This window comes from Corynebacterium sp. ZY180755 (genome assembly GCF_054331495.1).
On sequence record NZ_CM135811.1, the window covers coordinates 625,417 to 651,140 of the forward strand.

Consider the following 25,724-nt stretch of genomic DNA (forward strand, 5'->3'; position numbering starts at 1 on the left):
GGGGCCACCAGTTTACTGGTGGCCCCACGGCATGTGTGGTCATTCAGTTATTCCGCGGAGGCATTGGAGAAGTTTGCATCGCTGCGGGACGTGGCCTCATCAGTTGCTCCCATGGATTCCTCTCGGTCAGAAGGCTCGGAATCCGAAGATTCAGAAGATGCCGCTGGCTCGGCATTTCCGTCAGAAAGGCCCAGCTCGCGAATACGGTCGCGCGGTTCGTACTCATCAGTGGAAATCATCTGCTGCATAACTAGCCCAAGCTCATTATCAACCACGGTGATGATTGCAGTGTTGCCCAAGGTGGACCAGCCCACAACCTTGCGGCCGGTGTCTTCAACCACACGGGAACTACGTAGCTCAGTGAGCAGCTGGGTAGTCGATGCCGCCTTGGCGTCAGACTCCCAGAACTGGAACTGGCCAACCTCGTCGCCAGAGCAGGCCATGGAATTTTGCATTCCGTTTGGGTCGCAGGAATTGAAAGCGGCAAAGAGGGAATCCGGAGCGAGGGAACCGAATTTCTCTTGTGCCTTGGTCACGTTCTCGTACTCATCATCGTCGCTGGCATTCGTACGTGTCCCAGTCTCACGAGTAGCGGACGACGATGTCTCGGTGGAAGATGACTCTGGAGCTGTTTCAGTCTCAGTTGCGCTGGCTTCTGCCGTTGTAGCTTCAGCTGGGGTAGAAGAAGCTGGAGTATCTACGGCTTCCGGATTCTCGTTTCCGCCGCTACACGCAGTGACAAAAAAGATAGAGGAAGCCGCAACAACGCCAAGCAGGCCCTTGCGAACCGCGCGCGGGCTCATGCGAGAAAGTGAGCGTTGGTGTACCACGTGAGACTCCATCCAAATAGAACTAAAAACTAAAACTGCAGTTAAAGCCACATCCTACCGTTAAACGGTCAGGGGGAAGCAAAACCGGTATAACAATTCCACCGTTAACCTGCCCGGTGGTGGCACTATGCGCCTGTATTTAAGCAGATAGTTAACGCAGCACTAGCCCTTATCTGAACTACTCAAACGTGGAGTGCAAGACAGCAAGCACGCCCGGCGCAACGTTGGGGCCGCCGCGCAGTTCGATGTCGTCCTCGGCGAACGGTCCCTTAGCTTCCAGTTCTTCTTCGGTTGGGCGTAGCTGCAGCAAGGTAAGCTCGGCGTGCTCATCGCGTAGAACGCCGGAGAACAAACGCGCCGGACGTGGTGAGTCATCATCGGCGGAGGAATCACGGAACATGATCTCCTGGGCGAGGATCGCACCCACTACTTGTTCCGGCCACGTTACTCGGGAAACGTAATCACCTAGCTCCTCGGACCCAGGGAGGATATTCTCAGGCAAATTATCCTGAACGATTAGCGCGAGAGGAGAGTCGTCCTGATCAAAAGTGTCTGGGGCTGCGGCGGCCAGGATGGAGGCTGGAACAAGTGCGAACAGGGTGGGTCCCGCATCCCAGCCTTCGGCATGGATGAACTCAACAGCTTCCATCATTGCTTTGTTCAATGCTTGTGGGGATAGCTCAACGTTCACGGAAGGGTTCCTTTGATATGCGGATATAGGATCGTAGAAGGCAAACGGTGGCAGGTAAAGGCACGTCTTGTGATTAAAAACCTACGCAATGCGCCGTACGGCTTCCTTATATTACATTGCAAAGTCGCCTCCAAATCTTCGAGCTGTTTTGATAGGGAACACACAGACAGGTTTAAGCGTTGTAAGAGACGTTGATAGAACGTCTGCACAAAGATAGTTTTATAAGGGTTGAACCTTATATTTTCGGTTTATCACGCGCGCACAGGACTTCGAATCTGACTACCTAATCTGGTGCCGTCCAAGGACGGAATTTACAGATGGGGCAGTTATGAGGATTGAAGTCGCCAGAAGTAACGAAAAGTGAAGGAGAGCAGGAGTTGGCTTCGTCCATGACACCTCCGCCCCCGCAATTGAAGCGACCGCCAAGGATTCTCACGATCGGCCTTGTGCTGTTCTTTGTTCTCGGTGGTCTCATTCCAACCATCATCGGTATCTACACTGACTGGCTATGGTTCGGTGAAGTGGACTTTAGGGGGGTGTTTAACAAAGTCATCCTCACTCGCATCGCACTCTTTGTCGTATTTGGTCTGATCGCTGGTGGTATCACCTGGCTCGCAGGCTGGCTAACGTTCAAGTCCCGCCCGGATTCCATGAGCACCTTCGAGCTGGATAATCCGGTTCTTGCTTACCGGCGTGCCATAGAGCAGTCTGTACGGCGCTTCCTGATTGGCCTTCCAATCGTGGTCGGCATCATCGCTGGCTTCTTGGGCCAGCAGTCTTGGCAGACCGTTCAGCTGTTCTTCAACCGCCAGAGCTTTGGCAAAGTAGATCCGCAGTTCGGGATGGACTACGGCTTTTACGCTTTCGACCTGCCAATGCTTCAGCTCGCGTTAGGCACCTTGTCTACCTTGGTGGCTGTGGGCTTCTTCATCACTCTGGTGGGGCACTACCTCCTTGGCAGCATTCAGTTGGGTAACCAGGCTGCAGGCATCAAGGGCAACGTATCGTCCGCAGCCCGCACTCAACTCGCAATCTGGGCTGGCGTATGGATGCTGCTGCGAGTGGGCAGCTACTTCCTCGAGCGTTACACCCTTCTGAACAATCAGAATGACATCTTCACCGGCGGTAGCTACACGGATATCAATGCTGTTCTGCCAGCTAAGATCATCCTCATGGTGATCACTGCGGTCGTCGCGGTGTCCTTCTTCGCTACCGTCGTGCTCAAGGATCTGCGCATCCCAGCTGTTGCTACCGTCTTGATGCTGGTCTCCAGCGTCGTTATCGGAAGTGCTTGGCCACTCCTGATGGAACGCTTCTCTGTTCAGCCGAACCGAGCAGAAAAGGAATCTGAGTACATCTCCCGCAACATTGATGCCACCCGCTACGCATTCGGCATCACCGATGATCAGGTCACCTATAAGGAGAACTGGGGAGCGGAAGGTGCAAGCAACGAAGACGTAGCTAATGATGCTGCGACTCTGTCTAACCTCCGCCTTCTCGATCCGGAGATTATTTCCCCAACCTTTACCCAGCAACAACAGCTCCAAAACTTCTACGGATTCCCAGAAGCCCTAAGCGTGGACCGATACGAGATTGACGGCGAGCTGCGTGACTTTGTGGTTGCAGCTCGAGAGATCAACCCGAACTCTCTGCGTGAAAACCAGTCTGACTGGATTAACCGCCACACCTTCTACACCCACGGCAATGGCTTCGTTGCCGCCCAAGCAAACCAGGTGGATGAGGTAGCGCGTGACGTCGGATCCGCTCGTGGCGGTTACCCTGTCTACAACGTTTCCGATCTCCAGAGCACTGATGCCGAAGCCGAAGAACTGGGCATCAAGGTTGACCAGCCACGTGTTTACTATGGCCCAGTGATTGCGTCTGCACGTGACGGTCGTGACTACGCCGTTGTCGGTTCTGAGAATGGTAATGACGTGGAGTACGACACCGGTAACTCCCGCTTCACGTACGACGGCAAGGGTGGTGTCTCCATCGGTAACATCTTCAACCGATTGGCTTTCGCAGCACGCTACCAAGAGATGAATCTGATCTTGTCTGATCGTGTGAATTCCAACTCGAAGATTCTGTTCGATCGCGACCCGCGTGAGCGCGTGCACAAGGTAGCTCCATGGTTGTCTACTGATTCAGAGACCTACCCAGCAGTTGTGGATGGAAAGATTAAGTGGATCGTGGATGGTTACACCACCCTCGACGCCCTGCCATATGCACAGCGCACCTCTCTTTCTCAGACAACCAATGACACCTCCGGTCTGGTCGGTGCTGAGGGCCAGCGTCTTGTCAATGACAACGTCGGCTACATGCGTAACTCGGTGAAGGCCGTTGTTGACGCCTACGACGGAACCGTTGAGCTTTACGAGTTTGATGAGAACGATCCTGTGCTGAAGGCTTGGTCTGGAGTTTTCCCTGGTACCGTGAAGCCAAAGAGCGAGATCTCTGAAGAACTAATGAACCACATCCGCTACCCAGAGGATATGTTCAAGGTTCAGCGCGCGATGCTAGCCCGTTACCACGTCGATGAGGCGCGTGAGTTCTTCACCAATGATCGATTCTGGTCTGTTCCTGAGGATCCATCCGCGCCGGAAAACCTTGCTGGTGTGAATCAGCCGCCATACTACGTAGTGGCTGCTGATCCTGAGACAGGCGAGCCTTCCTTCCAGTTGATCACTCCGTTCCGCGGTCTGGAGCGACAGTTCCTGTCCGCCCACATGTCTGTTTCTTCTGACCCAGACAATTACGGCAAGATCACCGTTCGAGTATTGCCAACCAATACGCAAACTCAGGGACCTAAGCAGGCACAGGACACGATGATGTCGTCTGACCAGGTGGCGCGTGACCGCTCCCTATGGGAAGGTTCCAACGACCTATTCAACGGTAATCTTTTGACATTGCCGGTCGGTGGTGGAGAGATCCTCTATGTTGAGCCTTTGTACTCACAGCGTAAAGACCAAGAATCCGCATTCCCTAAGCTTCTGCGAGTTCTCGTATCTTACAAGGGACAGATCGGCTATGCGCCAACCATTTCTGAGGCACTTCAGCAAGTAGGCATTGACCCGCGCGAAGCCCAAGATGTTGACGAGGCTAACCCTGGCGCCGCACCGGACAGTGCAAAGGATCAGAACAACCAGGAAAACAAGGATGAGGAATCCTCCGCGCCGTCTGCTCCTGCATCAGCTGCTGGATCTGAGGGAGAGGCCATTGGTCGAATTAACGATGCCCTTGATGGTCTCCGCGACGCCCGCGATGGTACCAACGAGGAGTATGGCCGTGCACTGGACAATCTCGACCGTGCCGTTGAGGAGTATCAGCGCATTGCTGGCGAAAATGCTGACAACGCAAATCAGGAAAGCTAACAACATTAGTTTGTAGCCGTCTGCTATGAGTCCGGGTTTCGTCCGTTGAAGGGCGAGACCCGGATTTGCGTTATTCGTCTAGACAAACCTGACTTCCAGTAGTCTTGCGAAACGCGGGGAGACGGACGCTCCGCACGCAACGCGGGTTAGTCGGCATGGTCCTAGAGTGCGTAGACAACTGACACAGTGATATCCCAAGTCCGTTCTCTAGATATGGGATTCTATCTACGGTAAAAAACGACTCTCAAAAGCGGATTTGTGGTTTGCAGTACTTCTATGTAGAGTAACTACTCGTTGCAAGGAAGAAATTCCTAAGCACCGCGTCGCGGGGTGGAGCAGCTCGGTAGCTCGCTGGGCTCATAACCCAGAGGTCGTAGGTTCGAATCCTGCCCCCGCTACTAAAATAAGTCCCCTACCAGCGGAAACGTTGGTAGGGGGCTTTCACATTTCCACCCGAAAATGGTGAATGTCGCTTTAGAAGCTGATTTCAGTCATCGCCCGCGCCTTGTGTCCAGTGAAGCTTTAACCTTCACACCCAGATTTACCGCAATGCGGTAGAGCCTTTTCACAATACGCCTGAGCCCAGATGTGTCCATACTCAGTGACAAGATGAACTTACCCAGAGCATACGTGACACCAAGAACAGTTGCGACAAAGATCACCAACAACAATGCCCATCCGGTGCGCCCCCAAAAGCCTTGCGCGTTTGAGAGCCCATCCCACAACACACTAGAGCCATAGGGCAGCCCGAAAGACCCGAGCACTGAGTACAACCCAACGCCACCGCGTCAGCCTTGAACTGCTCGCTATACAACTTCGGCATGATCAACATCCTTCCCTGCCCCACACCCGTGAAGCAACCCTGATGTCAACCAAACCTTCAGCAGTCCCCTCATTCCTGGTGCAAATATGTGTCCCCCCGCACAGTTGGAGGACCGCCATCCTGGTAGGCTCAGCCAAGTAGTCTAAGACAATATTTCGTGTCCACTTCCAAGGGTAACGGCCCAAGAGGAACAAAACACAGTACACTTCACTGTTATCTTGTATTAGAAAGGAAAACTATGGGAAAGTTTTTCATGAGCGTAGTGCTTATCTCTAACAGTGCTTTCGATTGCTCCAAATGTCCAGGCGCAAACTAACCCTGCGTCTGCCATGACTACAGAAGCTAGGCCGGATGTTGTACCAACAGCGATTGAGGTTGAACTCCAACCTTACGCTGCTATCGATTATCTAGGGAATGTGGTCATAGATGTTGATCAGGCATCACGTGATGGTGTCTCGACAGACGCTCTCGAAGTTGCGACTTTGTATAACGAGATAATCGATTCCAACAAAGCAATCTACCGTAGTTGGTATGATCCAACGACCTGGCCAAGATATGGGAACTGGTGCGGGAAAGGCCATGGCGGATCAGGTGACCCGGTGGACGCGATTGACGCCGCATGCAAACGACACGATGAATGCTATGCCCAGTACGGTTTTGACGACTGCGGTTGCGATTTGAACCTACGAAACGAAGTTGACCGCGCCCACTATGCCCCCAGAGTAGGAAAGCCAGGTCAAATGTTTGCTGAAGCCATGTTTTTTTGGCTGGATCACAAAAGCTGCACCTAGCACCTAGGATAGACAATGATCTCAAGAATACTGCTCGTATTGGGCTGGATTGCGGTTGTCGTATCTATTGCGATTCAGACCTACGGTTCGTTCAACATGCTTGGTTCTGCGTGGCCGTGGGTGTTTATCTCTATTGCTGTGGGATGCGCCGCATGGTTGCGCAATGAAAAATTAGCGTGGGGCGTAGCGGCGGCTGTCCTATGGCCTATAGCCGTAGTACTTATGGCTGCCTTCTTTATGGGAGCACCTTAAACAGGGGCGTTATCCTTGATAAGGGGACACGGGCTTAAGGGACATTTGGGGATGCGGTCAAATTCCGCACATTGGAACGTGCTCTGTGAACGCCATCGTTGTCGATTAGGTGAGATGGCTGGGGTCCTTGCCAGTTTTCCCAAGTTCACCGGCTTAGCTGTCTAAATATGCCGGCACTGCGAGGTTCGCGATGCGGATGATCCAGGTGATAACCACGGATCAGGCGTGGGTGTTGTGACTGGTAGGGAGTTATGTGACGCGTCACCCGCTGATTGAGATCTCGCTCAAGAGGGGGCGCTTCGAAAGATGTTGGCAATGGCCATGTGTTTTCTTGAGAGGGCAGACGATGGTGCCGTGACTGTCACCGAATGCGTTGCTGTGCACGCCGTTACCGGCTCGTGCGTCAATGTGTTTTTAGGGTGTGCCATTTTGTTAGTGGTCTGAAAGCTGAGACCTTTTCTCGTAGGGGGGGGCTGCTGAATCACGTTTTGAGCTGTGTGGAATGGCTTAGCATGTGGAAAGACATTCTTCTCACCCCAACTGAGTTGGGCTAAGCTGCCGGTCAAACATGAGGGCACGTCCGCCTTTGATTGGCTTTTGGCGGGTTTGGAGCAACGAGTTTTAGGTGTGTTGGTTTTTCCAGAAGCGGCGTGGGGTGATTCATAGTGTTCCTGAGAAAAGGATCGGAGGAAGTTTCTAGGCGCCTGTCAAGATTCAAATTTTAATTGACAGGGGGTGGGAGGGTTCCTACCGTGGGGAAGTGGTCGTTGTATGCGCTGTTTTTCTGACCGGCCACGTTCACCAGAATCTAGCAAGGAAGGTCGATACCTTGTCTCAGCGAAATCGAATTCGAACACTTTCAACTACCCTCGTGTCAGCTACTTTGGCGTTGACGCTCGTGGCGTGTGCGAACACGGATGAGTCAGCGCAGCCGGCAGGTGCTGCTGCTGAATCCAGCGTGGCCGCTGGTAACGCCCAGGGGGATGCTGCGGCGATCATTGATGAGCTAAATGCCGTTTTCGAGGAAGCCGAGGCTAATGTCGAATGGGAACCTGGCTACTACCGCGATGTGTACACGCGGGTGTTGGATGGTGCTGAAAAGTTGGTTGCCGCAACTGAAGGTGGCGACAATGCCCAGCTTGCGCTAGACGCCACTATTCTGCGGGACCAGGCTCAAGCAATGTTGGATGAGGAGGCCAACTTTGAGCAAGAGGACAGGCCTGCCCAGCTTGAGAATCGATACACCCGCGCGGATATGCAACTGTGGCGCGACCGCCTCGCCTTTGCTGTGGAAAACCCAGACAATCTGAACAAGCCAACAAATGGGGTAGAGCGGGTTGATCAGGAAGGTGCGTCGGCAAACGGCGGGGAGTTTACTGATTTTGACACCTACTCGGACAAGGCTGGGGAGTTCGATGTGGACTTCACTGTCCTGCCAACAGGATCCTTCAATATGGGTGGAGATGAAGCGGAGTGGGAACGTCACGATGTGGATGAGTACCGCCGCGATTGGGAAGCACCTAAGCATGAGGTGAACATCAATAAGCGCTTCGGAATTATGCCTACTGAGGTCACACGCGAAATGTTCGCGGCCTTTGTTGATGAGACTGGTTATGTAACCGCAGCGAACGGAATTGGTTTCCCTGACCCGCCGGAGTCCACGGAACCGACATCCTCCATGTACCGTGAGGGCGTTACGTGGCAGGAACCGGGTATTCCGCAAGATTCGGACAAGCACCCAGTAGTGCAGGTTTCTCGCGCTGACGCCGAGGCTTTCGCTGAGTGGCTCAGCGCTAAGACTGGGCAGACGTGGCGTCTGCCATCTGAAGCTGAGTGGGAATACGCAGCGCGTGCGGGCACAGATAGTGCTTACTTCTGGGGTGAGGATGTCGATGACGGCGCTGAATATGCCGCAGGATATGATCAGCGTACTGACAAAGCTACTGGATACGGGTTTACCCCAATCATGGAGGCGGATGACGGCGCCGAGTACACGGCTGAGGTTGGTAGCTACAAGCCAAATCCTTGGGGTCTGTACGATATGACCGGCAATGCCCGTGAGTGGGTGTCTGACTACTGGGAGCCTAACCTCGAATCTGGTCCTAAGGATGAGCAACCACGCACCGCTGGTGTGTCCACGTTCCCTGTGCTGCGCGGAGGTGCGTGGGATTACATGCCGCAGAACCTGCGTATCGCCTACCGTTCGGCCTACTACAACAACTACATCCACTCCACCATGTGGGGATTCCGCTTGGTTCGTGAGCTCTAGCCTAAACTAGCTATCCCGAGCACCCCTTGCCCTGAGAAGGATTTGTCAGGGCAAGGGGTGCCGATTTCTGAAGGTAAATAAGATGCGCTCACACTAGCTGAGTAGCGGTGGAATCGGCGGGAAAATAATAAAACGGAAGCCGTCTTTGACCAATCTCACAGAAAGTTAGTGCTGGAGTCGATGCCTGAGGTTTCGTGTGAAAACTGACGTCTGATTACTGGCTTACGCTGCATGTTCAGGGCGGGGAAGCGGAGCTTTGTGCCAGCCAAGTGTTTCCGACTTGTTGTGATTATGTGGATTCGGGCGTTTGTCCGCCATATTCCGAGGTCAAAACGTGCGGAAACGGGCAATCAGGCCTACATTGGTAGACATGAGCCCTAGAACTATTGGAGTGACCGAAGTCGCACTGCGCGACGCGCACCAGTCCCTGTTCGCTACTCGTATGGCCATGGAAGACATGGTTGATGCCTGCGAGGATATTGACAACGCGGGATTCTGGTCCGTGGAGTGCTGGGGCGGCGCAACATTTGACGCCTGCATCCGCTTCCTGAACGAGGATCCATGGGAGCGCCTGCGCACCTTCCGCAAGCTGATGCCTAATTCCAAGTTGCAGATGCTGCTGCGCGGACAGAACCTGCTTGGCTACCGCCACTACGAGGACATGGTGGTGGACAAGTTTGTGGAGAAGTCCAAGGAAAACGGCATGGACGTCTTCCGCGTATTCGACGCACTGAACGATCCTCGCAACATGGAGCGTGCCATGGCTGCGGTGAAGAAGGTGGGTGGCCATGCGCAGGGCACCATCTGTTACACCGTCTCCCCACTACACACTGTGGAAGGCTACATCGAGCAGGCTGGTCGCCTTCTCGACATGGGTGCAGACTCCATCGCCATTAAGGATATGGCGGCGCTGCTGAAGCCACAGCCAGCTTTTGATATCGTCCGCGGTATCAAGGAGGCTTACGGCGAGGATACTCAGATCAATCTCCATGCGCACTCCACTACCGGTGTAACTCTAGTGACCCTGATGAAGGCTATCGAGGCCGGTGTTGACGTAGTGGATACGGCAATTTCTTCTCTGTCTCTTGGCCCTGGCCACAACCCAACCGAGTCTCTCGTTGAGATGCTCGAAGGCACAGAGTACACCACTGACCTGGACATGGAACGCCTGATCAACATTCGTGATCACTTCAAGCAGATCCGCCCTAAGTACAAGGAATTCGAGTCCAAGACTCTGGTTGATACCAACATCTTCCTGTCTCAGATCCCAGGCGGAATGCTCTCCAACATGGAGTCTCAGCTCAATGCTCAGGGTGCTGGCGACCGAATCGATGAGGTCATGGCTGAGGTGCCACGCGTGCGTAAGGACGCCGGTTACCCACCGCTAGTGACCCCATCCTCCCAGATTGTGGGCACCCAGGCTGTGTTCAACGTTCTGATGGGACGCTACAAGGTCATGACTGCTGAGTTCGCAGACCTCATGCTCGGTTACTACGGCGAGTGCATTGGCGAGCGCAATGAGGACTTGATCAAGCGAGCTGCAGAGCAGACCAAGAAGGAACAGATTACGGTCCGTCCAGCTGACTTGCTGGAACCTGAGTGGGAGAGCTTGGCAAACCAGGCGGCAGAATTGGAAGGCTTTGACGGCACCGACGAGGACGTGCTGACCAACGCACTGTTCCCAGGCGTTGCGCCGGGCTTCTTCAAGACGCGCCCAGAGGGGCCAAAGAACGTGGGCAAGGATCCGTCCAAGCTCAAGACTCGAGAGAACCAGGCAGTAATGGAGCCAATTACCTACAAGGTCACCGTTGGTGGTCGCTCCCAGACTGTCCACGTGGAACCAGCAGACGACTAAGGAGTAAACAATGGCTCAAGATCCAACAATGGCCGAGCGCCTAGAGCGTCTGGCTGAAGCCCGCCGCGAGGTAGAACTCGGCGGCGGTGAGGACAAGCAAGACAAGCAGCGTGCCAAGGGAAAGATGACCGCGCGTGAGCGCATCGCCGCGCTTATCGACGATGGCACCTTCCACGAAACCGGAATGTTCACCAAGCACCGCACCACCCACTTCGGCATGGACAAGGCAAAGGCCCCAGCCGACGGCGTGGTCACCGGTTCCGGCTTCGTTTATGGGCGCCCAGTCCACATCGCTTCCCAGGACTTCACCGTCATGGGTGGCTCCGCGGGTGAGGCACAGTCCAACAAGGTTGCGGCGATGCTCGATGCATCCGCTACCACCGGTACCCCGTTCATCTTTATTAATGACTCGGGCGGAGCCCGAGTACAAGAGGGTATTGACTCCCTGTCCGGTTACGGCAAAGTCTTCTACCGCAACGTTCAGCTGTCTGGTCTGGTCCCTCAGATTTCCATCATCGCAGGCCCGTGCGCTGGTGGCGCTGCATACTCACCAGCGCTCACGGACTTCATCATCCAGACCCGCAAGGCCAACATGTTCATCACCGGCCCTGGCGTGATCAAATCCGTCACCGGTGAGGACGTCACCGCCGACCAGCTCGGCGGACCAGACGCACACATGGCCAAGGCTGGCAACATTGACTTCGTCGCTGAAGATGACGAGCAGGCGATTTTGATCGCCCAGAAGCTCCTGAGCTTCCTGCCACAGAACAATACCGAGGAGCCACCGATCGTGGATCCTGATGAGGTCGTTGAGCCAGACGAGTCCCTGCGTGACATCGTCCCAGTAGAGGGTAAGAAGGGCTACGACATTCGGGACGTGATCACCCGCATCGTGGACCACGCTGACTTCCTGGAAGTCCAGGCTGGTTACGCAACCAACTTGGTAGTTGGCTTCGGCCGCGTTGTTGGTCGCACCGTGGGCATCATCGCCAACCAGCCAAACGTCATGAGCGGTGTCCTCGACATCAACTCTTCTGACAAGGGCGCCAAGTTCATCCGTTTCTGTAACGCTTTCAACATCCCATTGATCACTTTGGTGGACGTCCCAGGCTTCATGCCAGGCGTGGCGCAGGAGCACGGTGGCATCATCCGCCACGGTGCGAAGATGCTCTACGCTTACTCCACCGCCACTGTTCCAAAGATCACCGTGGAAATCCGTAAGTCTTACGGTGGTGCGCACCTGGCTATGTGTTCCAAGGACTTGGGCGCTGACCGTGTGTTTGCATGGCCAACCGCAGAGATCGCCGTCATGGGTGCCGAGGGTGCCGTGAACGTGGTCTTCCGTAAGGAGATCGCCGAAGCAGACGACCCTGAGGCGAAGCGTGAGGAACTCATCCGCGAGTACAAGGAGACTTTCTCTACTCCATTCATGGCAGCATCCCGTGGCCTGGTCGATGACATCATTGACCCAGCCGAGACCCGCCTGCACATCGCGGATGCCCTCGAGGTTCTGGCAAATAAGCGCGTCACTCGTCCTGCCAAGAAGCATGGCCTGTTCCCGGTATAAGAGGTAAACGACATGAGTGAACTTTCTAATCAGGAACTCCAAGCACTGGTAGAGCAACTTGCTGGTCGCCTTGATGCGGCAGAGGCAGAGATCGCAGAGCTGCGCAAGCGTTCTGATGCCTCCATTCCTGAGGACGTCATCATCGCCATCTCCGCTGCGGTGTCCGCGTTCTTGGGCAATAGGGGCAAGATCAAGGCGGTACGCTACTCACGTCACCGCACGTGGGCAATGCAGGGACGCCAGCAAGTCCAGCAGGGCCGAAGAAGCTAACACAGAAGTAAAGGCACAAACTATGAAACTTAACGTGACAGTTAACGGCATCGCCTACTCTGTCGAGGTCGAGGTCGAAGAAGAGAAGCGCACCATGGCACCGATTATCTTCGGTGGCGGCAGCGCAGGCACCAGCTCTCACACTGAGCCATCCAACGCATCCGTTCAGGGTGTATCCGCTAACGCAGTGGTTGCGCCGTTGGCAGGCTCCGTGTTCAAGATTTTGGTGGAAGAAGGTGAGCAGATCGAGGCAGGTCAGGTTCTGCTCATCTTGGAAGCCATGAAGATGGAAACCGAAATCACCGCCCCTGCAGCCGGAACTGTTGGCAGCATCCGCGTTGACGTTGGCGAATCGGTGCAGGGCGGCCAGGCCCTCATCACCATCGACTAAACACGTCCACACTTAAAGCCGTCTTGGTCCATATTTTCCTACGGGCCAGGGCGGCTTTTGTGTGGGTACTCATCGTTGCGAAAACAGGGGAAATGCCGGTTGTGGTGTGCTTTTAATCCACTCGCCTGGGTTTAGTTAAAACTTGTCCTATACAGCAGTTTTAGGGGTTTACACCCAACGGGGGTGTGAATGATGTGAAAAGGGAAACTTAGTGGCAAGATGTAGAACATTCCGCCATGCGCCACCGACTTTTCGCAGAGAGGCTAGAGACTTTATGCGCATCTCATATCGCCTGAAACCACTGTTTACTTCCGCACTAGCAGCTTCCGTGGCGATGGGAATTTTCGCTAGTGCACCCGCGGCAAACGCTTCCGAAGTCTCGCCGTCAGTCATCACGGTGGAATCCTTAACCGCACAGGTTAAGACGGCCGTGGACAAAGTCAACAGGGATGTCCAGACTGCCGTGGATCAGGCAAACAGGGATGTTCATGCCGCAGTCGCGCAAGCACGTAAGGATGTGGACGCGGTGGTGTCCCATGTTCAGGCTGAGGTTTCCAAGCAGATTGAGTCTGTGCCAGTTTCTGCTCCGGCCCCGGTTTCCGCTCCCTCGGCTCCAAAGACCAAAGCGCCAGAGCGGGATACTCTGACGCAGGATGACCTTTTGGAAAAGCGCACTGGAGAAGACTTCGTTCCTCTTATCCAAGGGCCTAATTACCAGTGGCGCCATGACATCCCATCCATGATTGCAGCTCAGCACTTCGGTCCAGTCCTGCATCGTGTTCCAGGTAGCTACTTCAACCAGCCGGATATTCCACAGGAATCGCTTGACGCTGAGCGCGAGGGCTACTCCCTTTATGGTCCGGGCACGCCGGTTTACATTGGTGAAGAGCACCTGTGCACCATCGCCGCCACCGGTGTCGACGAGCAGGGCCACAAGGTTGCCATCACCGCCGGCCACTGTGGCAAGGTAGGTGAGGGTGTGACGTCCGCTGACTCCTGGCGTGTTGGACCATCGGGGACTGTTGTGGCTGTCGGAGAGAACCTTGACTACTCGGTGATTGAGCTTGGCTCCAATGCCAAGGTAACAAACAGCTACAACGGTGTGGTTATACACCAGCTCGGTGGTAAGCCACTCAAGGAAGGCGAGATGTCCTGTAAGCGCGGTGTGGCAACCGGCCGATCCTGCGGTATCACGTGGCTTACTGATGAAAACTCCCAGATGACCCAGCTGTGTGCGGGACAGGGCGATTCCGGCGGTCCAGTTCTCAAGCAGGGGCGTCTGGTGGGCATCATTTCCGGTGGTGTTATTCCAAACTACAACTTCTCCTGCCGCAGCCCATGGCAAGGGAACCTGTTCATGCCCACCATCTCCGTGTCTGCGGATGCCGTGTTAGCTGACATTGATGCTCGCGGCGGGGTTGGCAAAGGATTGAAACTGGTCCAGCGCTAAAAGCTTTCACCCTGTGCTCCTTAAAGAGCACAGGGTTTTCTCGTGGGCAGGTATAGCTGGGATGAGTGAATGAAACCCAAGGTGCGCCTATCATCACGCAGTCCCTACCTGCCATTTCGTTGTCCACGCCTTGCGCATGCCCGAATTAGGTTAGGGAACCTTTACTTCCTTTGGGGTCAGGCGTAGCTTGAGCCTTGTAGGGAATTTTAGTTGCGCATCGAAAGGCGTGCTATGGACATCCAAACTGCCTGCGCGGCAACCGAGAAACATGTTCAGCTCACCGCGGTGGAGGCGAATTGTGCCTGTGTGCTCGCGGATCTACATGATTGTCTAGATCCGTCTCATAGGCGCAGGCTCGCTGAGCTTGGGCTGCGTAAGGGGTGTGTTTTTCAGGTGGTGCAGAAGTCTTCTGCGGGTGCCGTGGTGATCAAGTGTGGTGCCACGCGTTATGCGGTGGATAGGAAGACTGCAGAGTGTATGGCTGTGAAGGTTGATCAGTAGTGGGTGATTTGTCCTGTAAGTGCGATGATGGCGGGCTTCGAATTGCCCCGCAGGGTTCGCCTGTTGTGGGTGTGATCGGTGCTCCCAACTCGGGTAAATCCACTCTGTTTAACGCATTGACTGGGGCAAGCGTGCAGATGGGCAAGGTCAAGTCCTGGGTAGTGGTGTATCTGTATTTCGAATCTGGGGTTAGTTTCATGGCGGTGGTTTAGGGGCCGTCTCGGGGATGGGGGGTGAGGGTATTCACGCGGCGTTTTCCTGGTTGTTGTCGCGGTCCTCGTCGATGACCCCAGCGGCGATGATCTCTTTGGTCTGTGTCAGGCTGGCCAGTGACATATAACGTTTCTGTTGGATCCAGTCATCGTGCTGTTCGGCCAAAACCGCCCCAACAAGGCGCACTACAGCGTCTCGGTTTGGGAAGATTCCTACGACATCGCTACGCCGGCGGATCTCTCTATTGAGCCGTTCAGTGGGGTTATTTGACCAGATTTTGCTCCACACCGCTTTCGGCGCAGCGGTAAACGCCAACAGCTCGTCGAGACACTCCTCGAGGTAGTCTGCCACGTTCGGGAATTTGTGCTGGCAGAACTCCACCACATCCCTGGCCTGGACCCACACGTTGGTGGCATCGGGTTGCTGGAAGATCGTGTGAAACATTGCTGATAGGGTCGGCCACTGGGTCTTCGGTACCTGGGTTGATAGGTTCTTCGCGAAGTGGGTGCGGCACCGCTGCCAACTAGCCTGCGGCAGGCAATCACCCACGGCTGCTTGAATACCAAGATGGGCATCGCTGGTGACCAGGAATACCCCGGTGAGGCCACGGGCGATGAGGTCGCGGAAGAAACCCGTCCACGACGCGGTAGATTCCGCTGTAGCAACCTGCATGCCAAGCAGTTCGCGGTAGCCGTCAGCGTTGACACCTGTGGCCAGTAGCACGCTGGCTTTGACGACTCGGCCGCCTTCCCGCACTTTCATCGTCAACGCGTCACAGGAGAGGTAGTAATACGGGCCCTGGTCCAATGGTCTGGTACGGAATTGTTCGACCATCGTGTCAAGCTCTTTGGCCATCTCGCTGACCTGTGATTTCGATAGGTTGTTGATACCGAGTGTGGCGACTAGGTCGTTCATCCTGCGGGTGGAGACCCCCTTGAGGTAGCAGGTGGCGATAACTGTGGTCAGGGCGCGTTCGGTGCGGCTGCGGCGCTCTAGCAGCCAGTCGGGGAAAAATGAGCCGGTGCGTAGCTTCGGGATTGCCACATCAATACTGCCGACGCGGGTATCTAGCTGTCGGTGACGGTAACCATTGCGGGTGTTTGTACGATCCGGCGACACTGTTGCATAATCTGCCCCGCAGACGGTGTCTGCCTGGGCGGAGAGAATCTGGTTGATGAAGTCAGTGAGCATTTGGCGCATCAGGTCTGGGGATGCTTGAGTCAGTAGCTCTTCGACATACGCGGTCGGATCGATATGATTGGGGTCAGCGGCCATCGCAGGGTACTTCCTTTCGAGGATAGGTAAGAGTTGATTCGAAAGGTACCCGCGATGGTCGCCTCATTGTGCACCGGCACAAGGCCTACCGCGGGCTACAGATACACCACGCTAGCGGACGCAACCGATGGGCAATTGGCCTGGGACGTCGGTGGAGATTTCGCGTGGTCAGTGGAAAACCCCTGCTGCCACGTATGATCTGATCGATTTCCCTGGTGCCTATTCTTTCGACCCAGTCACGCCGGACGAGGAGTTTACGCGCGACATGATCATTGATGCCGCGCCGGAAGATCGCCCGGATGCGGTGATTGTGGTGGTGGATGCAGTAAGCATGGATCGCGGGCTCTACATCTTGGCTCAGCTGCTGGAAACTCCGCATCGAGCGGTTGTGGTGTTGACCAAGCTGGATGTTGCACAATCCCATGGCATGCTTATCGACGTCCCCACGCTCGCCTCGCAACTTCAAACCCCCGTCGTTGCGGTGAACCCGCGCCAGCGGCGCGGAGTGGAGCAGGTAGCCCAGGCCCTTGATCAGGTGCTCCACCAAGAGCCGCGCACCCGTATGACTAATCCCGATGAAGATGTATTGGATGATCGTTTCGGGTGGATTGAGAATGCCACCAGTAAGGCACTGACAACGGCTCCTGATGCCCCGCGCACGTTTACTGAGCGATTTGATCGGGTTGCTCTGCATCCGCTGTTTGGACCGCTGTTGTTCATGGCTGTGATGTGGCTAGTTTTTCAGATCACCACGACGGTGGCTGGTCCTTTGCAGGATATATGCGCAGCCTTAATTGAGGGGCCAGTGGCGGATGGGCTCACGTGGGTTCTGAATGCGCTTGGCATTAGTAACAATGTGGTACGTGGTTTTGTGCTCAACGGTCTCGTGCCCGGTGTGGGGGCGGTGGTCAGCTTTGCGCCGTTGATGGCACTGATGTTTGTGTGCTTGGCGGTGCTGGAGGATTCCGGTTACATGGCGCGCGCTGCGGTAGTTACGGATCGGCTCATGAAGCTGATTGGTTTGCCCGGTAAGGCGTTCATCCCCATCATTGTGGGGTTCGGATGTAACGTTCCGGCAATTTCAGCTACCCGTGTTCTGGGCAGGCCGGAACACCGTATTCTGACAGCGCTGCTGATCCCGTTTGCTTCGTGTTCCGCTCGGCTCACCGTGTACGCCATGCTAGCTTCCACTTTCTTTCCTGACCACGTGGGGTCCGTGGTATTTGCTATGTACGTTCTGTCCATAGTGTTAATGATGGGTTTTGGATTTGCGCTTCGTTCCACCTTATGGCGCAGAGTGGGCAACGAACCGTTGGTAATTGACCTGCCGGTGTATCAGATTCCTGGTTTTCGGCTGGTGGGTATTGTTGCGTGGAATAGGCTGAAGTCATTCCTGAAAACGGCTGGATCCATCATTGTTGTCTGTGTGGCTGCGGTGTTCGTGCTGCAATCTACTCCGGTGGTAGAGGAGGAGCCCTTTGGCTCTGAAACACTGTCGGTCCAGGATTCTGCCTATGGCGTGGTAAGTGATGCGATCTCACCGATATTCGAACCCGCTGGCTTTGGGTCGTGGTCGCTGTCTGGAGCGTTGGTGACCGGTTTCATTGCCAAGGAGGCAGTGATTTCCACGTGGGCGCAGACTTACGCCTTGGAGGATCCATCCGATGCTTCGGTGGAGGAGCAAGGTCGCTCGAGCTTAGCGCACGCCATCTCACAGGACTTCGATCAGGCCTCTGGTGGCCACAGCATCGCAGCAATTTGGGCGTTCATGATTTTCCTGCTGGCCTACACTCCGTGTGTGGCCACGCTGGCAACTCAGCGACGGGAGATCGGCTGGAAATGGACGCTCATGGGGCTTGGCCTGCAGTTTGCAGGGGCGTGGGTGCTGGCGGTCGCGGTGTTCAATGTGGTGAAGATTTGGTGGTAAAGAGATGAAGCCTGCAACTGCGGTGCTGGAATCCATCCAACGTGGAAACAACAACATTCATGACATCTCGCGCGATACCGGTTTACGTGAGCAGCTGGTGCAGACCGTCATTCACGCATTGAAGGCCTCCGGTGCCCTGGGGCATGAGTCACCGGCGAACGCTTGCCTGAGCGGCAAAGAATGTAGTGGTTGCCCCGTGAATAATACGTGTGGCTCTGCTGTTCTACTGACGTTATCCGTGCCCCGTCACGTGCACGAGTGACTTCTTTTAATTGTGGGCAACCCCTTTAGGGGGTTGCCCACGTGGCGTTTTCTTGGGTTGTGGTTTTAGGTGACAAAAGTGTTCCTGACCATGGGGTAGTGGCGGTATGATTAGGGGTTGAACCTTGTTGTCTACGTGAAGGAAAAAACGTGACTGAAAATACCCGCATTGAAACCGACTCCATGGGCGAAGTTAAGGTAGCTAATGACCGCTACTGGGGTGCTCAGACTGAGCGTTCCCTGCACAACTTCAACATTGGTCGCGAGACCTTTGTTTGGGGCCGCCCAATGGTTAAGGCACTGGGTACCCTGAAGAAGTCCGCAGCTCTGGCTAATGCTGAGCTGGGCGAGCTGCCACAGGACATCGCTGATCTGATCGTTCAGGCTGGTGACCAGGTCATCGCTGGTGAGCTTGATGATCACTTCCCATTGGTTGTTTTCCAGACTGGTTCTGGCACCCAGTCCAACATGAACGTCAACGAGGTTATCTCCAACCGCGCAATCGAGATCGCTGGTGGAGAGATGGGCTCCAAGTCTCCTGTTCACCCTAATGACCACGTCAACCGTGGCCAGTCCTCTAACGACACCTTCCCAACCGCAATGCACATTGCCGTTGTCCAAGAGCTGCAGAACATGTACCCACGTGTTCGCCAGCTGCGTGACACCTTTGCTAAGAAGGCTGAGCAGTACCACGATGTCATCATGGTTGGCCGTACCCACCTGCAGGACGCGACCCCTGTTCGCCTGTCCCAGGTATTTGAGTCATGGGTAGCTCAGATCGACTTCGCTCTCGAGGGCATCGAGTACGCTGACTCCCGCGCTCGCGAGCTCGCAATTGGCGGTACCGCTGTGGGCACCGGTTTGAATGCCCACCCAGAGTTTGGCGCACTGTGTGCACAGAAGATCTCTGAGGAAACCGGCATCGAGTTCAAGCAGGCGGACAATCTGTTCGCAGCTCTGGGTGCACATGACGCACTGGTGCTTGTTTCCGGCGCTTTGACCGTTCTGTCTGACGCTCTGATGAAGATCGCTAACGACGTCCGCTGGTACGCTTCCGGCCCACGTAACGGCATTGGCGAGCTCATCATCCCAGAAAACGAGCCAGGTTCCTCCATCATGCCGGGTAAGGTCAACCCAACCCAGTGTGAGGCTATGACCATGGTTGCAACCAAGGTATTCGGTAACAACGCTACCGTCGGTTTTGCCGGTTCTCAGGGTAACTTCCAGCTCAACGTTTACAAGCCAGTTATGGCGTGGGCAATCTTGGAGTCCATCCAGCTGCTGGGTGACACCTGTGTTTCCTTCGACGAGAACTGTGCATACGGCATCGAGCCTAACCTCGAGAAGATCGAGCAGAATCTTGGTACTAACCTCATGCAGGTCACTGCGCTGAACCGCCACATTGGTTACGACAAGGCTTCCAAGATTGCCAAGAATGCTCACAAGAAGGGTCTGTCCCTGAAGGAGTCTGCTCTTGAGCTCGAGTTCCTCACTGAGGAAGAGTTCGACAAGTGGGTTGTTCCTGCTGACATGTGCCAGCCTTCTGCTGCTGAGGATTAATTCTCACTAGGCCTTTACAACAACTAAGCGTGCCCCGCGCAATGCGGGGCACGCTTAGTTTATGTCGGTACTAGGTGGTCAGTAGCGCGCGTACCTCATCATGCAGCAGGCCGTTGGTGGCGAGGGCATCCCCGCCGTGGGGCCCGTCTACACCGGCCAGGGACGTGAAGCGACCGCCGGCCTCTTCCACCAGGATGGCCAGTGGGGCCAGATCCCAAAGTGATACCTCCGGCTCTGCGGCGATGTCCACGGCTCCTTCGGCGACGAGGCAGTAGGAGAAGAAGTCACCGAAACCGCGCAGGCGCCAGGTGATGTCGGAAAGCTTGATGAAGTTATCGCCTAGGTTACGCTCACGCCAGCCGTCCAAGGATGAGAATGAGACTGACGCGTCCTCTAGCTCGGTCACGCCAGAGACGGAGATCTTTTGTGCTGCTCCGCCCTTGAATGACTTGTACGCTCCGTCACCCTTGGATGCCCACCAGCGACGTGCGAGCCCAGGGGCTGAGACCACGCCCACCACAGGCTTACCATCGTCGAGCAGTGCGATCAGTGTTGCCCACACGGGCACGCCGCGGACGTAGTTTTTGGTGCCGTCGATGGGGTCAATAATCCACTGGCGGCCTTCCAATACGGCGTCGCCCCCGAATTCCTCACCGAGGATGGCATCATCGGGACGTTCGCTTTCTATACGGCTGCGAAGCATCCGCTCGCACTCGATGTCGGCATCGGAGACTGGGGTCATATCTGGTTTGGAGTCCACAGACAAGTCTGAGGCTTCGAAACGGGACAGCGTCAGCTTGTCGGCGGCATCGGCCAGCTGCAAGGCAAAGGCGAGATCATCAGCAAAAGACATAACAGCAATCCTATGCGGTGAATGCGGACACGATCTCAGAAACGGTCTGCGAGTTTCCGGCCACGCACCAGGTCTTGCCACCGGACTCTACCTTCTGGCACACCCCGCCAGCGCCCTCGACGAGTGCACGGCCTGGCAGCCAATCCCACGCGGCGACGGAGTGCTGGGTCCACGCGCCCAAGGAACCGTCGGCGACGCCACCTAGGTCCACGCTGGCTGAGCCGAGCATTCGGATGGTAGCGACGATGGTGGATACCTTCAGCCACGCGTCGCGTGGCCCTGCCTCGGCGAGAAAGGTGGGGTGGATATAGGTGCCCAGGCTTACGACGGAGGCAGGAGCATCCGCCAGCGGGGCCACGCGCTTGCCGTCGCGGGTGGTGGCAATTCCAGGGCCACCGAACCAGGTGTAACCCATGGCGGGGCGGTGAACCGCCCCGAACACAAGCTTCGATGGATCCTCTGGGTCACCCTCCACTAACGCCACGGCGGAGCACCAGTAGTCAGAGCCAGATGTGAAGTTGTAGGTGCCGTCCACTGGATCCACTACCCATGTGCGGCCGGAGGAGGATTCGCGCTGTGTGCCTTCCTCTCCCAGTACGCCGTCCTCGGGGCGTACTAGCTCTAGCACGGTGGAGACGAACTGCTCGGCCGCGCGGTCTGCGTCCGTGACTACGTCTGATACGGAGGTCTTCTGATCTACCTCAACGCCCTGTTCGCGCATGCGCCACGCTAAGCGGCCAGCGTTGTACACCAGCGCTTGGGCGAGGTGCTCGTCTGAGTCTTTTTCATGCGCCACCGCAAATGTTTTGGCGATGGTAGCGATCATGTCATTCAAGCTGGAAGGTACGTGGGATTCATTGGAAGAACTCATGTATTCCATTGTGCAACATCGCGGCTCGCTTTCTCATCTTGAGCCATGCTCTTTGTCCTTGGGTATGTGGGCAATGCTGAGCTGAGGAGGGCCAGCAGGTGGGTTAGGTGAGGGGCTCGAGGTGCGAAAGAGGGCGTTGGCTTTTAATAGCTGACCCTCTTCGCTGTAGAATCGTGGCTTATGCGACCGGAAATCTCAGCTGCACTAGATAAGCTCGACACCACACTCACCACCATTGAGAAGGTCATGGACCCTGAGGAAATGGCGGCCCGTGTGCGCGAGCTCGAGCAGCAGGCGGCGGATCCGTCCCTGTGGGATGATCCCGACCATGCTCAACAGGTCACCACGGAATTGTCCGGTGTGCAGGCGAAGCTGAAAAAGCTTAATGCTCTGCGCCAGCGCATTGAGGACATGCCGGTCATGTATGAGCTTGCGGAAGAGGAGGGTGAAGACACAGATCTGGCCGATGAGGAACTCGCTGACCTCACTGAGGCCATTGAATCCCTCGAGGTAACCACCATGCTCTCTGGTGATTATGACGACCGTGAGGCAGTGATTAACATTCGCTCCGGCGCCGGCGGTGTCGAAGCCGCTGACTGGGCTGAGATGCTGATGCGCATGTACACCCGCTGGGCGGAGAAGAAGGGCTACAAGGTCGATATTTACGATATCTCCTATGCCGAAGAGGCTGGCATTAAGTCTGCCACCTTTGTCGTTCACGGTGACTACATGTACGGTACGTTGTCCGTGGAGCAGGGCGCACACCGCCTTGTCCGCATTTCTCCTTTCGATAACCAAGGCCGTCGCCAGACCTCCTTTGCTGAGGTTGAGGTCCTGCCGGTGGTGGAGCAGACCGACCACATTGATATCCCAGACTCTGAGGTCCGCGTGGACGTCTACCGTTCTTCCGGTCCAGGCGGCCAGTCTGTGAACACAACGGACTCCGCTGTCCGCCTGACCCACATCCCAACCGGCATTGTGGTGACCTGCCAGAACGAGAAATCCCAGATCCAGAACAAGGCATCTGCCATGCGCGTGCTTCAGGCAAAGCTGCTTGAGCGCAAGCGGCAGGAAGAGCGCGCCGAACTGGATGCACTTGGCGCTGGAGGTAACGCATCCTGGGGCAACCAGATGCGATCCTACGTCCTGCACCCTTACCAAATGGTCAAGGATCTACGTACCAACTATGAAGTCAATGATCCGACCAAGGTGCTTGACGGTGACATTGACAAGTTCCTAGAAGAAGGCATCCGCTGGCGCATGGCGGAGCAAAGCTCGGAGAACTAACGAGGCAGCCCTTTTAGCCGCTGGACCACGCCGTCCAGCGGCTTCTTTGTACGTGAGCGCCTTAGTAGGCGATGGGGCGTTCCCCTTGGAGCTTGTGCATCAGCCCTAACATCGCCCGCGGGTGAGTGTTCATTTGTGGTTTAGCCCCCGGCCACGGCCCAACGAACACGCGATTGAGGGGAACGTAGTGCGCGAGGTACGGATTTTTATTGCATTTGGCTACCCTAAGGCAGGGGACTTAAGACCTCTTTTTTGAAGATATCTTTTGAGTGTTTTTGATTCATTGACGGGTGTAATACTGGCAGCTAGCGTTAGGGTGCAAACGAAAAAAAGACAGGAGATGCTGTGGGAAAGTACCTGAGGACTCTTATTCTGTCGCTCCTGATAGGCGCGGTGGTATACACGGTAACAACCCTAGCCGGTTTTGAAGCAGCCCCCGCAGTTTCCATTAGCATCATTGCTGCTGTGGTTTTAACAACTGTCATCAGTCTCGTGCGCGAGACCTCGAAGAAAGACACTCACGTCTAGGACCGTGAAGAAATTTGGTTCCGCAGCGCTCTAGTGCACGGAGTCTGGAGAAAAGAGTTGTCATGCACCTCACGTTATAAGTCGTTTTCGGGCGCGTCGAGGGGAAAGCTATGAAACGCGAGAATCTGTGGATAGCTCTAGGCCGAGGGCGAAGGTTATCCACAGATTCTTAGGATGGCGGAGCGTTTATTGCGGCAGCTGGTAATCCATTGGGGTGCCTGGGCCGAGTGGCAGGCCGATCAGGTACCAGATGACGAAGAAGATGAACCAGCCGGCTATCATCGCCAGGGAGTACGGGAGGGCCATGGACATGAGTGTGCCAATGCCGGCCTTCTTGTAGTAGCGCTGCAGGAAGGTCAGCGCGAGCGCGAAGTACGGGCTCATGGGGGTGATGATGTTGGTGGGGCTGTCGCCGATACGGAACAACATCTGGGTGACTTCAGGGGAGACACCGATGTACATCATCATTGGAACAACCACCGGCGCCATCAGAGCGTACTGGGCAGACCCGGAGGTGATCAGGAGGTTGAGCACGGCCACCATGATCACGAAGCCCAAGAAGGTAACCAGGATTGGTAGGTCCCACTTCTGCAGGAGCTCGGAGCCCTTAATGGACGTCCACTGCCCAATGTTGGACCAGTTGAACCAAGCGATGAACTGGGATACGGCAAAGAACAGGACCAGCATTGGGATCATGGTCTTGAGGCCCTTGGCCATGAACTCTGGGATGTCAGACGCCTTAGTGATGGAGCCCACGACTACGCCGTAGACAGTGCCGAGCACGAAAAACATCAGGGCGATCGGTACGGCTACGGATCGGATCAGTGGGGACTCCATTGCGCCGTCTTCGTGTGCCAGCGGGGAAGCTGGGAGAAGCAGTAGCGCGAAGTATGCAGCGAGGAAGATGACGGTGGCAACGCCAGTTGCCACCAGTGCCTTGGATTCCTCCGGCTTGACCTTGAGCGCTTCTTCAGGGTGCTCGTCTGGGTCGTCGGAAAGCTGCAGAGATTCGGTTTCGATCTCATCGTGGTTGACTAGCTGCTTAACCTTCTTATTGATGAAGAACTCCGTGACCACGGTGATGATCAGTGCCAGCACGATGGAGGAAGGTATCACAAAGAAGTAGTTGGCCAACGGGTTGACCTCGTAGCTTTCCTCCACAATCTGAGCCGCGGAGGTGGAGATGCCACCCAAAAGGACGTCAGTGATGTTAGGAACCAAGGAAGCGTTAAAGCCTGCGGAGGATGCGGCGAATGCCACCATAGCGCCCACAATCGGGGAGCGGCCCACGGCGTGGAAAGCCATGGCGCCCAGCGGGATCAGGATGACATAGACGGCGTCGGAGGCGATGGAGCCGGTGACGCCGGCCAGCGCTACCGCGAAGGTGAGCATGCGTGGCCCCACGCGGGACACCATAGCGCGTACCAGTGCGGAGATGAGGCCTGAGTATTCGGCCACGGCCACGCCGAGCATCACGATGATGATGACGCCGAGCGGAGGGAAGCTGGTGAAGTTGGTTACGGCCTCCGTGACCATCCGTGAGATACCTTCGGAGGAAAGGAGGTTGGTGACCTTGATGGTTTCACCGGTGGCCGGGTCAGTCGCGGACATGCCCACGCGGTTGCCGATCCACGAGGAGACGGCCACAACGCCAGCTAGGATGACGAATAACCAAAATGGGTCCGGCAGCTTGTTGCCCACGCGCTCAACTGCCCCGAGGAAGCCGGTCGCCTTCTGCGGCTCAGCCTGCGGCTCGGCCGGATGTGATGCCGGATCGCCCGCCCTCTCTGGCGCGTTTTCGGTTTGAGAACTCATAAAAGCCCCTTATTTTCTTACACGTTTCATTTAATACAGGGGACTTTTGTGCCCTTGTTGCCTGCGCCACAGT

General features: G+C 55.7%; 20 protein-coding genes, 1 tRNA gene and 1 pseudogene. 16 read left to right on the top strand and 6 right to left on the bottom strand.

All coding sequences use genetic code 11. The features are described from left to right. Positions 1–47 precede the first annotated feature (47 nt). A complete protein-coding gene (locus ACXM2N_RS02875; RefSeq protein WP_458489836.1) occupies positions 48–830 on the bottom strand; it encodes a hypothetical protein in 783 nt (260 codons plus the stop codon). 178 nt (positions 831–1,008) lie between these two features. Then, positions 1,009–1,482 carry a PPA1309 family protein gene (locus tag ACXM2N_RS02880; RefSeq protein ID WP_458490977.1) on the bottom strand — a complete coding sequence of 158 codons (474 nt, stop codon included), beginning with the start codon at positions 1,480–1,482 and terminating at the stop codon, positions 1,009–1,011. A 416-nt stretch (positions 1,483–1,898) separates the two neighbouring features. Here ACXM2N_RS02880 and ACXM2N_RS02885 point away from each other — a divergent pair, with 416 nt between their 5' ends. The 12 genes and pseudogenes from ACXM2N_RS02885 to ACXM2N_RS02940 all read left to right on the top strand — a co-directional run. Continuing rightward, positions 1,899–4,892 carry a UPF0182 family protein gene (locus tag ACXM2N_RS02885; RefSeq protein WP_458489838.1) on the top strand — a complete coding sequence of 998 codons (2,994 nt, stop codon included), beginning with the start codon at positions 1,899–1,901 and terminating at the stop codon, positions 4,890–4,892. Positions 4,893–5,216: 324 nt separating this feature from the next. Continuing rightward, a tRNA-Met gene (locus ACXM2N_RS02890) sits at positions 5,217–5,290 on the top strand. A 754-nt stretch (positions 5,291–6,044) separates the two neighbouring features. Beyond that, positions 6,045–6,506: a phospholipase A2 family protein gene (locus ACXM2N_RS02895; RefSeq protein ID WP_458489840.1), complete on the top strand. Its 462-nt coding sequence runs from the start codon at positions 6,045–6,047 to the stop codon at positions 6,504–6,506. A 15-nt stretch (positions 6,507–6,521) separates the two neighbouring features. After that, on the top strand, positions 6,522–6,758 hold the full coding sequence (locus ACXM2N_RS02900; RefSeq protein WP_458489842.1) for a hypothetical protein: 237 nt from the start codon (positions 6,522–6,524) through the stop codon (positions 6,756–6,758). An 871-nt stretch (positions 6,759–7,629) separates the two neighbouring features. After that, entirely contained in the window at positions 7,630–9,027 is a 1,398-nt protein-coding gene (locus tag ACXM2N_RS02905) for a formylglycine-generating enzyme family protein (RefSeq protein WP_458489844.1), read from the top strand. 370 nt (positions 9,028–9,397) lie between these two features. Continuing rightward, positions 9,398–10,882: a methylmalonyl-CoA carboxytransferase subunit 5S gene (locus ACXM2N_RS02910; RefSeq protein WP_458489846.1), complete on the top strand. Its 1,485-nt coding sequence runs from the start codon at positions 9,398–9,400 to the stop codon at positions 10,880–10,882. 10 nt (positions 10,883–10,892) lie between these two features. Beyond that, positions 10,893–12,449 (top strand): acyl-CoA carboxylase subunit beta, encoded by a 1,557-nt coding sequence (locus ACXM2N_RS02915; protein WP_458489848.1) that lies wholly within the window; start codon positions 10,893–10,895, stop codon positions 12,447–12,449. Positions 12,450–12,461: 12 nt separating this feature from the next. Further along, entirely contained in the window at positions 12,462–12,719 is a 258-nt protein-coding gene (locus ACXM2N_RS02920; protein WP_458489850.1) for a hypothetical protein, read from the top strand. Between the two features lie 22 nt (positions 12,720–12,741). Next, positions 12,742–13,110, top strand: a complete 369-nt coding sequence (locus ACXM2N_RS02925; RefSeq protein ID WP_458489852.1) for a biotin/lipoyl-containing protein — start codon at positions 12,742–12,744, stop codon at positions 13,108–13,110. 274 nt (positions 13,111–13,384) lie between these two features. Then, positions 13,385–14,560, top strand: coding sequence for a hypothetical protein (locus ACXM2N_RS02930; RefSeq protein WP_458489854.1), 1,176 nt, complete (start codon positions 13,385–13,387; stop codon positions 14,558–14,560). A gap of 231 nt (positions 14,561–14,791) precedes the next feature. Then, a complete protein-coding gene (locus ACXM2N_RS02935) occupies positions 14,792–15,061 on the top strand; it encodes a FeoA family protein (RefSeq protein ID WP_458489856.1) in 270 nt (89 codons plus the stop codon). Positions 15,062–15,102: 41 nt separating this feature from the next. Continuing rightward, positions 15,103–15,204 (top strand): annotated as a pseudogene (locus ACXM2N_RS02940) (GTPase domain-containing protein); the annotation flags it as partial. A gap of 100 nt (positions 15,205–15,304) precedes the next feature. Here the strand turns inward: ACXM2N_RS02940 and ACXM2N_RS02945 are convergent. Continuing rightward, positions 15,305–16,549 carry an IS256 family transposase gene (locus tag ACXM2N_RS02945; protein ID WP_458488790.1) on the bottom strand — a complete coding sequence of 415 codons (1,245 nt, stop codon included), beginning with the start codon at positions 16,547–16,549 and terminating at the stop codon, positions 15,305–15,307. A 127-nt stretch (positions 16,550–16,676) separates the two neighbouring features. Between ACXM2N_RS02945 and feoB the strand changes: the two genes are divergently transcribed. The 3 genes from feoB (at position 16,677) to fumC (ending at position 20,297) form a co-directional block, all read left to right on the top strand. After that, positions 16,677–18,476, top strand: coding sequence for a ferrous iron transport protein B (feoB, locus tag ACXM2N_RS02950; protein ID WP_458489858.1), 1,800 nt, complete (start codon positions 16,677–16,679; stop codon positions 18,474–18,476). A gap of 4 nt (positions 18,477–18,480) precedes the next feature. Further along, positions 18,481–18,738 carry a hypothetical protein gene (locus ACXM2N_RS02955; RefSeq protein WP_458489860.1) on the top strand — a complete coding sequence of 86 codons (258 nt, stop codon included), beginning with the start codon at positions 18,481–18,483 and terminating at the stop codon, positions 18,736–18,738. Between the two features lie 149 nt (positions 18,739–18,887). Next, on the top strand, positions 18,888–20,297 hold the full coding sequence (fumC, locus tag ACXM2N_RS02960; RefSeq protein WP_458489862.1) for a class II fumarate hydratase: 1,410 nt from the start codon (positions 18,888–18,890) through the stop codon (positions 20,295–20,297). Between the two features lie 70 nt (positions 20,298–20,367). Here fumC and hisN read toward each other — a convergent pair whose 3' ends face one another. Both hisN and ACXM2N_RS02970 read right to left on the bottom strand, forming a co-directional pair. Continuing rightward, a complete protein-coding gene (gene hisN / locus ACXM2N_RS02965) occupies positions 20,368–21,150 on the bottom strand; it encodes a histidinol-phosphatase (RefSeq protein ID WP_458489864.1) in 783 nt (260 codons plus the stop codon). 10 nt (positions 21,151–21,160) lie between these two features. Further along, on the bottom strand, positions 21,161–22,030 hold the full coding sequence (locus tag ACXM2N_RS02970) for an inositol monophosphatase family protein (protein WP_458489866.1): 870 nt from the start codon (positions 22,028–22,030) through the stop codon (positions 21,161–21,163). A gap of 171 nt (positions 22,031–22,201) precedes the next feature. Between ACXM2N_RS02970 and prfB the strand changes: the two genes are divergently transcribed. Beyond that, entirely contained in the window at positions 22,202–23,308 is a 1,107-nt protein-coding gene (gene prfB, locus ACXM2N_RS02975; protein WP_458489868.1) for a peptide chain release factor 2, read from the top strand. A gap of 714 nt (positions 23,309–24,022) precedes the next feature. Here prfB and ACXM2N_RS02980 read toward each other — a convergent pair. After that, positions 24,023–25,651, bottom strand: a complete 1,629-nt coding sequence (locus ACXM2N_RS02980; RefSeq protein WP_458489870.1) for an AbgT family transporter — start codon at positions 25,649–25,651, stop codon at positions 24,023–24,025. Between the last annotated feature and the right edge of the window lie 73 nt (positions 25,652–25,724).